The organism is Hydrogenophaga sp. (assembly GCF_022844385.1).
Lineage (GTDB): Bacteria > Pseudomonadota > Gammaproteobacteria > Burkholderiales > Burkholderiaceae_C > Hydrogenophaga.
On sequence record NZ_JALHLX010000142.1, the window covers coordinates 1 to 8,010 of the forward strand.

9 protein-coding genes are annotated in these 8,010 nt (G+C 66.2%); 2 read left to right on the plus strand and 7 right to left on the minus strand.

Annotation, left to right across the window (positions count from 1 at the left end):
- Positions 1-278: squalene/phytoene synthase family protein (locus tag Q0C59_RS17030; protein WP_291217740.1), on the minus strand; the 278-nt coding region annotated here is incomplete at its 3' end.
- Positions 279-483: 205 nt separating this feature from the next.
- Here Q0C59_RS17030 and Q0C59_RS17035 point away from each other — a divergent pair.
- Positions 484-801, plus strand: a complete 318-nt coding sequence (locus Q0C59_RS17035) for a high-potential iron-sulfur protein (RefSeq protein ID WP_291217742.1) — start codon at positions 484-486, stop codon at positions 799-801.
- Between the two features lie 36 nt (positions 802-837).
- Here the strand turns inward: Q0C59_RS17035 and Q0C59_RS17040 are convergent, their stop codons facing one another.
- The 6 genes from Q0C59_RS17040 to Q0C59_RS17065 all read right to left on the minus strand — a co-directional run bounded on the left by Q0C59_RS17040 (position 838) and on the right by Q0C59_RS17065 (position 7,299).
- Positions 838-1,119, minus strand: a complete 282-nt coding sequence (locus Q0C59_RS17040) for a hypothetical protein (RefSeq protein ID WP_291217744.1) — start codon at positions 1,117-1,119, stop codon at positions 838-840.
- Positions 1,116-2,330 (minus strand): geranylgeranyl diphosphate reductase, encoded by a 1,215-nt coding sequence (locus Q0C59_RS17045; protein ID WP_291217746.1) that lies wholly within the window; start codon positions 2,328-2,330, stop codon positions 1,116-1,118. Before Q0C59_RS17045 ends, Q0C59_RS17040 begins: the two co-directional genes overlap by 4 nt.
- A complete protein-coding gene (locus tag Q0C59_RS17050) occupies positions 2,327-3,700 on the minus strand; it encodes a BCD family MFS transporter (protein WP_291217748.1) in 1,374 nt (457 codons plus the stop codon). Before Q0C59_RS17050 ends, Q0C59_RS17045 begins: the two co-directional genes overlap by 4 nt.
- Complete coding sequence (chlG, locus tag Q0C59_RS17055; protein WP_291217750.1) at positions 3,697-4,584, minus strand: chlorophyll synthase ChlG; 888 nt, start codon at positions 4,582-4,584, stop codon at positions 3,697-3,699. Before chlG ends, Q0C59_RS17050 begins: the two co-directional genes overlap by 4 nt.
- A 249-nt stretch (positions 4,585-4,833) precedes the next feature.
- Complete coding sequence (ppsR, locus tag Q0C59_RS17060) at positions 4,834-6,303, minus strand: transcriptional regulator PpsR (protein ID WP_291217753.1); 1,470 nt, start codon at positions 6,301-6,303, stop codon at positions 4,834-4,836.
- Between the two features lie 48 nt (positions 6,304-6,351).
- The gene (locus Q0C59_RS17065) at positions 6,352-7,299 is read right to left on the minus strand and encodes a B12-binding domain-containing protein (protein WP_291217754.1); all 948 of its coding nucleotides are present in this window, start codon (positions 7,297-7,299) and stop codon (positions 6,352-6,354) included.
- A 292-nt stretch (positions 7,300-7,591) separates the two neighbouring features.
- On the opposite strand from Q0C59_RS17065, the gene bchF reads away from it, so the two are divergent.
- The coding region (gene bchF, locus Q0C59_RS17070) for a 2-vinyl bacteriochlorophyllide hydratase (RefSeq protein ID WP_291217756.1) at positions 7,592-8,010 on the plus strand (419 nt) is incomplete at its 3' end.

The window sequence follows — 8,010 nt, forward strand, 5'->3', positions numbered from 1 at the left end:
TCGATGGCGTAGGCGGCGCTCAGCGGCATGAGGGCGCGCATCACCGGGTGCGTGGGGGAGCCGGCAAACGATTGCGCGACCTCGCGCCGCCACCAGGCCAGCTTGGTTTGCGCCACGGCCGGGTCGCTCACCTCGTCCACCACATCGTCCACCTCGCGGCAAAACGCATAAAAGGCTGTGATGGCGGCGCGCCGTTCGGCGGGCAGGAACAGGAAGGCATAGTAGAAGCTGCTGCCCGAGGCCGCGGCTTTTTGCTGGACGTAGTCTTGTGGGGTCATGGGCGCGTTTTTCGACAAGTGTACGTACCACCTGCCCGACCCGGCGCTGCCGGGGTCCGCGCCGGGCATCCCGCCGGCCATGGTCCGAAAAGCCCGGCAGGGCAATGGGCCATTGCCGCACTCAAGCGCTCGGGAATGTCAGCCCGGTTTAAGTCGGGGCGGCGTAGCATGCGCAAGCAATCTTGCAATTCCCACGAGGTCACAAATGAACGGTTCCAATCGTCGCGTTTTCATGATGCAGGTCGCTGCCGCCAGCGGCACTGCCCTGCTGGCAGCCAACGCCCAGGCGCAGCCCGCCATGGTCAACGAGAAAGACGCACAAGCCGCAGCCCTGGGCTATGCGGCCGACACCACCAAGGTGGACGCCAAGAAGTTCCCCAAGCACGCCGCCACGCAGCTGTGCAACAACTGCCAACTTTATGCCGCGAAAGCAACCGATCCAGCTGGCCCATGCGCCCTGTTCCCCGGCAAGCTGGTGGCTGGCAAAGGCTGGTGCAGCGCCTGGGTCAAGAAAGCCGGCTGACCACCGCTTGCATGAAGCGCTGGAGGTGCCAGCGCTTCATGCCCCGAGACGTTGGCGACGCCAGCGTCTCGACATATCCCAGCCGTGTGCCAGGCCTGAAGCGCTCAGGCACACGGCGACCCAGGGCCAGGCCAGTCCGCTGACAGCGGCGCGCACGGCGAGCATCAGGCACAGGCCTGAGAGCATGTTCAAGGCGTATTCACCCGGGGCCAGCCCTTGGCCCGTGAGCCGGTGGTACAGCCACAGTCCCACCCCTTCCAGCACGGTGAACACGATCACCGCGTCGAGCAGCCAGCGGATCTGCCAGAGGTCCGTCACACCCGCGCGAAGCCCAGCAGGTGGCTCACGTCCTTCAGGAAAATGCGCACGTGCGCCATGGGCTTTTTGCGTGTGAGCTGCTTGTTCATGTAGGACTCGAAGGTGAGTTGCTGCACGTCGCGGTCTTCGCAGATCTTCACGAAACGCTCGCGGCGTTTTTCGTTCACATACCAGAACCACTGCATGATCCCGAGCACCAGAAACACCGTGCCGTGCAGCTTCATGAAGCGCTTGCGTGCCAGCTTGAGCGCGGCCGCGTTGCCGGTGGCCAGCATTTCGTGCGCCGCCTGCGCGGCCAGTTCACCTCCGAGCATGGCGTAGTAGATGCCTTCGCCCGAGGCGGGCGCCACCACGCCGGCGGCGTCGCCGGCCAGCACCACGTCACGCCCGTTGTCCCAGCGTTTCAGTGGTTTCATGGGCAGGGGTGCGCCTTCGCGGCGCAGCGTTTCGCAGCCGGCCAGGCCGCTGGCTTCGCGCATCTTCTGCACCGAGCCGCGCAGGGAAAATCCCTTGTCGGCACTGCCGGTGCCGATGCTCATCGTGTCGCCGTGCGGGAACACCCAGCCGTAGAAGTCGGGTGAGAAGCGCCCTTGGTAATACACGTCGCAGCGTGTGCCGTCATAGCCGGCGGGCTGGGCCTCTTGTGCGGGGGCGCGCACGATCTCGTGGTACGCGAACACGTACTGCGTGTCTTCCACACCGGGCACGCGGCCCTGGCGCGCCACCTGCGACTTGGCGCCATCTGCACCCACGATCACGCGGGCGCGCACCTGGGCCGGTGTGCCTTCGCCGCGCTGGTGGCGATCGCGCGCGGTGTAGTGCACGACGCTCGTGCCATCCGCGTCGCGGCTGAGTTTTTCAAACAAACCGGTGCGGCGCACGGCACCCGCCGTGGCGGCCCGGGCCCGCAGCCATTCGTCGAACGACTCGCGGTTGACCATGCCGACAAAGCCGTTGTCGATCGGAATGTCGACGTGTTTGTTGGACGGCGCGATCATGCGCGCGCACTGCGCCTTGGCCACCAGCAGTTCGTCGGGAATCTCGAAGTCCTTGATGAGGCGTGGTGGAATGGCGCCGCCGCAGGGCTTGATGCGCCCGGCCCGGTCGAGCAGCAACACCGATCGGCCCTGGCGGGCGAGTTCGTGCGCTGCGGTGGCGCCGGCGGGGCCGCCACCGATCACCACCACGTCAAAGGTTTCGTCTGAGTTCATGACAGTTGCCTGGGGTTGGGGCCAGCTGCAAAAGCGTCACCGGCGTTGGGGAAAGGGGAGGTGCGGACCTGGGTTCGAGGGACGGGTGCAGAGATGCGCCAGGCCAGCATGGCTGACAGCAGGAATAGCAAGCCTTCAAGCGCGAATACAACGGCGTAGGCCGATCCTGGTGTGGCGATCAGCCAGCGCGCCAGATCGCTCGCGCCCGTGCCCACCAGCCCACCCAGGCCGAAGGCCACGGCCTGTGCCGCGCCCCACAGGCCCATGCGAACGCCTTCGCGCGCCTGCCGGCCCTCGCTGGCCAGCCGCATCATCGAACCGATGGCGCCGATGGAAAACGCACCGTTGGCCAGGCCCAGGGCAAACACCGTGGCCTTGAGCGGCGAGCCTTCGCCGTTCAGACCGGCCAGCGTGAGGCCGAACAAGGCCAGCGCCGAGGCGATGCAGCCGCCGATGGTCCAGGCACGCAGCGAGCCGATGCGGCCCAGCACCGGGTGCACCGGAAAGCGCGCTGCCAGCGCACCCGAGAACGCCACCAGCAACATGCCCACCAGCACCCCGCCGTGCTGCACACCCGAGAGTTGGGTCGAAGCGCCCGGCGTGTAGCCAAACACCGTGCCGGCAAAGGGCTCCAGGATCAGGTCTTGCGCGCTGTAGGCCAGCATGGAGACGAACACGAAGATGGTGAAGCGCCGCGCGACCGGCTCGCTCCAAACCTGGTTGAGCGCTTCCTTGAAACGCGGTGCGTCGCCATTGGGACGCTCGTAGTGCGCCTGCTCGCCTTCCAGTCCGCGCAGCGCCACCAGAGCGAGCGCAAAGGCGATCAGTGAAACGCCCGCGGTCACCGCCAGCAGGCGTTCGGGCGAGTAGGGCTCCAGAAAATGCCCAGCGAGGCCCGCGGTCAGCGCGAAGCCCGCGATCATCATCATCCAGACCAGCGTGGCCGCGCCCGCCCGACGCCCGGCCGGTACGCGTTTGGCCAGCATCACCAGCAGCGATGTGCCGCTGGCGCTCACGCCCAGGCCTACCAGCGCAAAGCCGAGGACGGCCAGCGCGATGCCGGCGCTGCGGTCGGTGGCCATCCAGACCGTGCCCAGCGCAGCCACCACACCGCCGATGCCCAGCACCGCCATGCCACCCACGATCCAGGGCGTACGGCGCCCGCCCACGTCGGAGCCGTGGCCCATGCGAGGCCGCGCGATTTGAACGAGGTAGTGCAGGGCGACCAACATGCCCGGCAGCAGCGCGGGCAGTGCCAGCTCGACCACCATCACGCGGTTGAGCGTGGAGGTCGTCAGCACCACGATGGCCCCCAGCGCCATCTGCACCAGGCCGAGGCGCGCGATGCTGCCCCAGCCAAACGGTGTCATGCGCCCGCTCCCGCCATGGACCGCAGTGCGAAGGCGCTGACCATCATTCCCGACACGAACAGCGGCACACCGAAGCCGCTGTACCAGAGCGCCCGCGGCGTCGGGTCGGCCAGGAACCGGCGCATCATGACGCCTTGCGCCAGCAGCAGCCCGGTGACACCGGCCGCGTGCCAGGGCTGGCCCCAGGCCAGCAGCAGCGCAATCACCACCACCTGCGGCACCGCCATGAACCAGCAGGCCACGCGAGCGGCCCGGTCCACACCGAGCTGAACCGGCAGCGAGCGCACGCCCATCTGGCGGTCACCGGCCACGGCCTTGAAATCGTTGAGGGTCATGATGCCGTGGGTCCCTGCGCTGTACAGCGCGGCCAGCACCAGCGACTCACCGCCGGGCATGGCGCCCCCGGCCATCACCGCAGCACCGGTGATCCATGCAATGCCTTCGTAGCTGATGCCGCAGGCCGCGTTGCCCCACCAGCCGTTTTCCTTCAGGCGCACCGGTGGCGCGCTGTAAGCCCAGGCCAGCAGCAGGCCGAGTGCGGCCGCGCCAAAGCCCCACGGGCCGAGCAAGGTCGCCACCGCCAGCGATACGCCGGTCCAGAGAATGGCGAGGTACAGACCCCATTGGCCGGGAATGCGCCCGGAGGGAATCGGCCGCTGCGGTTCGTTGATGGCGTCCACGTGGCGGTCGTACCAGTCGTTCACCGCCTGGCTGGTGGCACACACCAGCGGCCCGGCCAGCGCCACTCCCACAACAGCCAGCAACCAGCGCCCGTCCATCGACACACCCGAGGCCACCACCCCGCAGGCAAACGCCCACATGGGCGGGAACCAGGTGATTGGTTTGAACAGTTCCGTGACAGCCGAGAGCGCGGGGAGTTGCATGGAAAAGGTTGTACCTCTCCCATCGAAAAGTGTCAAAGAAAAATGACACTGAAGGTGTAAACCAAGGGAAATCCCGAGTGGAAAGGAGCGGGCAATACAGCCGTCCAGACGAAAAAAAACCAGCCGGAGAAGAGGCTGGTTTTCACCCAGGGGCAGCGCGGATCCGGCTCCGCCGGTCCCAGCTGCCGCCCCCCTCCCGCCGCAGGCGAGAGAGGGGGGAGCCGCAAAGCGGCGCGGGGGGTGATTCGTTCAGTGCGTGTCTTCGCTCACGCCTTCGAGAATGCCGAAGCGGCGCAGCTTGATGTAGAGGCTCTGGCGCGACAGGCCCAGCATTTCGGCGGCCGAAGCCCGGTTGTCGCCGGTGAGCTCCAGCGCGGCCTCAATGCAGAGCTGCTCGATCAGGTCGGTGGTCTCGCGCACGATGTCCTTGAGCGGCAGTCGGCCGACCAGTTCGGTCATCTGGCTCGCCGAGCGCGGCAGCTCTTTGCTGGCGCGGGTCTCGGTGCCCAGGCGCCGGCCCACGTCGCGGATCGTGAAACCCAGGCAGCGCTGCGAACCAGCGTTGACCGCCACGGCCGAAATTTCCACCTCGGAGGTGGAGCCGTATTCGCCGCGCAGCTGCGTGGCAAACAGGCGCACGCTGCCGTGCTGACGCAGGTTGGTGAGCAGCACGCGGAAGTCCACACCCGTGCGGCCCAGCCATTTTTCAAGCACTTCGCCGCGGGCCTGGTCTTCGCTGCCGAGCTGGCCGAGTTCGAGAAAGGCGCGGTTGGCGCTCAGGATGCGGCCGTCGAGATCGGTGACCACCAGCGCGTCGGGCGCGCTTTCCATGACTTGCAGCAGCTGGCGCTTGCTGGCCGACAGGCTGGGCGCAGCCATGTCCATGGGGCGCGTGAAGCGCAACAGGAAGTGCAGGGTGTTTTCCTGCCGGAACTGCGAGGCCGCCACCACCATGTCCTGGTTGGAGTCGACCAGGCGGATCGTGCAGGGGTCGGCGCGGCCGCTGGCGCGCAGGCGCTCCAGCATCTCGCGAACGGCAGTCTGGCTGGCTTCGTCGAGACTGCTGAGCAGTGTCCAGCCGGGCAGGCGGGACGGTTCGCCAAACAGCTCGTGGGCGGCGGGGTTGGCTTCTTCGAGCTTGTCGATCGAGCCTTCAAGGATGAGCACCGGCTCCGAAGCCATCTGGAACAGCAGGCGGTAGCGCGTTTCCACCTGGCGCAGGCGCCAGTAGTCGCGCTCCATGGACTGCTGGGCCGTGACCAGGCGCTGCTGCAGCGCCACCTGGCCGCGCAGGTCGCGACCAAACGCCACGCTGTGCGAGAGCTCGTCGGCTTTGCCTTGGCTTTTGCGATGAACCTGCACCACCGAATACGACAAAGGCAGATCGGCCCGGTCGCTCATGGGGTGGTTCACATGGCGCCAGCGGACGTTGTCGGCGCCGGCCTTGTCGTTGTGGCCCAGCAGGTCTTCGATCTTGGGCTTGCTCTCGACCGTGACCGTCTGCGACCAGGGCTTGCCGATCCATTCCTGGCAGCCCAGGCCCATCATGTCTTTGCCCATCAGGGCCAGGTCCCGGATCACGCCATCGTTGTCCAGGATGAGCACCACGTCGGCAGAGGCCGTCACCAGCTCCGCGGCGGCGTCAGCGTCCAGACCGGCGAGGAACGGGTCTGCCTTGTCAAACGGTCTGTGGACATAGGCCTGTGACGCCTGCGACATGTTGGACTTTCGTGGTTCTAGCAAAATCACTATGGAGGTGAACGGGCATCAAACCTGACTTCGCGCGAGTCTGTCGGCCAGCAATTTTTCAGCAAGGGCCGGTGCAGCGGGGCCATCGGTGATGATGGCATCGGCGGGTATTTGATGGCCGAACTCCGGGTGCAAACCAAAGATTGCGCCTCCGGCAATTATAGAGACGGCGGGGTTGAGACTTTTCTTGCGAACCTGGCCCATCGCATCGCTCAGGCGCTCGATGCCGGTCTCGCAGGCCAGCGAAAAGCCCACCACGTCGTACCAGTCTTTCTGCACCATGGCGGGCGCACCCTCTGACGCCACAAAACTGGTGACCACCTCCCAGCCGGCACGGTGAAAGAACTCGCCCACCAGCGAGAGGCCGAAGGTGTGCTGTTCGCCGGGGCAGGGGATGAGCAGCACCCGCCGCGCCTCCACGGGCGCGCCGTCGCGGTCGAACTGGGCGAAGGCGGCGCTGTTTTCCCGCAGCAGTTGCTGCAAGCGGCCCAAGGCCACGGTGACCTCGGTGAAGCTGCACAGATCGCGTTCCCACAGCTCGCCCAGGTAGCGGGCCACGGGTGCGAGCAGGTCCAGAAACACGGACTCGGTGGCCACGCCCCGATCGCGCAGTGCCGCCACAAAACCACGCAAGGTCGCATCATCTTCGTGCAGCACCAACTCGGCAAACGGGATCACGTCTTCGGGGGCCACGTGCAGGCCTTCGGACAGCGGTTGGGCCGTGCCCTCGCGGGGGACGCGGTGCGCCAGCATCAGCCGGGGGATGATTTCGTATTCGACCGCCTTGGCCAGCAGGACCGAGCGCAGCCCGTCGTCGTTGGAGGCTTCCTGCGGATCCGTGCGCAGGAGGTCATCGATGCCCGGCGCTCCTGAAGGACTGCAGGCGGAATCTGGCCAGCCATCAAGGGGTGGCGTGCCAAAGAGTTCGGTCTCCGTGGGCGACGTTTGCCTGAAATAAGAGCCCATGTGCCTGTCTCCTGGCGCTTGCGCGCTGTGCCGATACGCAGGGGCCACGGTGCTTGCCGGAGCTTGTCTTACGAGATCAGAAATTGCTGGATGCTGTTCAGCGGGGCTGACCGGTCGGCCCGGTTCAGAACCCTGAAACGCGTTGTACTGCTGTCAATCTGGTGCGTCAAAACATTTCTAAAGACCGTACAAAAAACTTTACCGGGGAGGACTGCAGGTGTCAACTAAAAAATACGTCAAGTTAAGTTGACACAATCGACGGGAGCATCTAAATTGGACCCAAGCGAGATCCATGGAGACACCACAGATGCACCCCGAACGCCAGCGGCCTGCGAGCCGTCCCCTGTACACCCCAGAAGAGCGGGTGCGGCGCGACGCCTCGGTGTGGACGCTGGTGCAGGGGATTCTGGCGCCGGTGCAATTCCTGGTGTTTCTGGTCAGCCTTGGGCTGGTGCTCCGTTTTCTGGCCACCGGTGAAGGCCAGACCGCCGCCTCGGTGTCGGTGGTGGTCAAGACGCTGACGCTCTACACCATCATGATCACGGGCTGCATCTGGGAAAAAGTGGTCTTCGGCCGCTACCTGTTTGCCCCGGCTTTCTATTGGGAAGACGTGTTCAGCATGCTGGTGCTGGCGCTGCACACGGCCTACCTGGTGGCGCTGTTCACCGGCGCGCTGGACGCCCGAGGCCTGGCCTGGCTGGCACTGGCCGC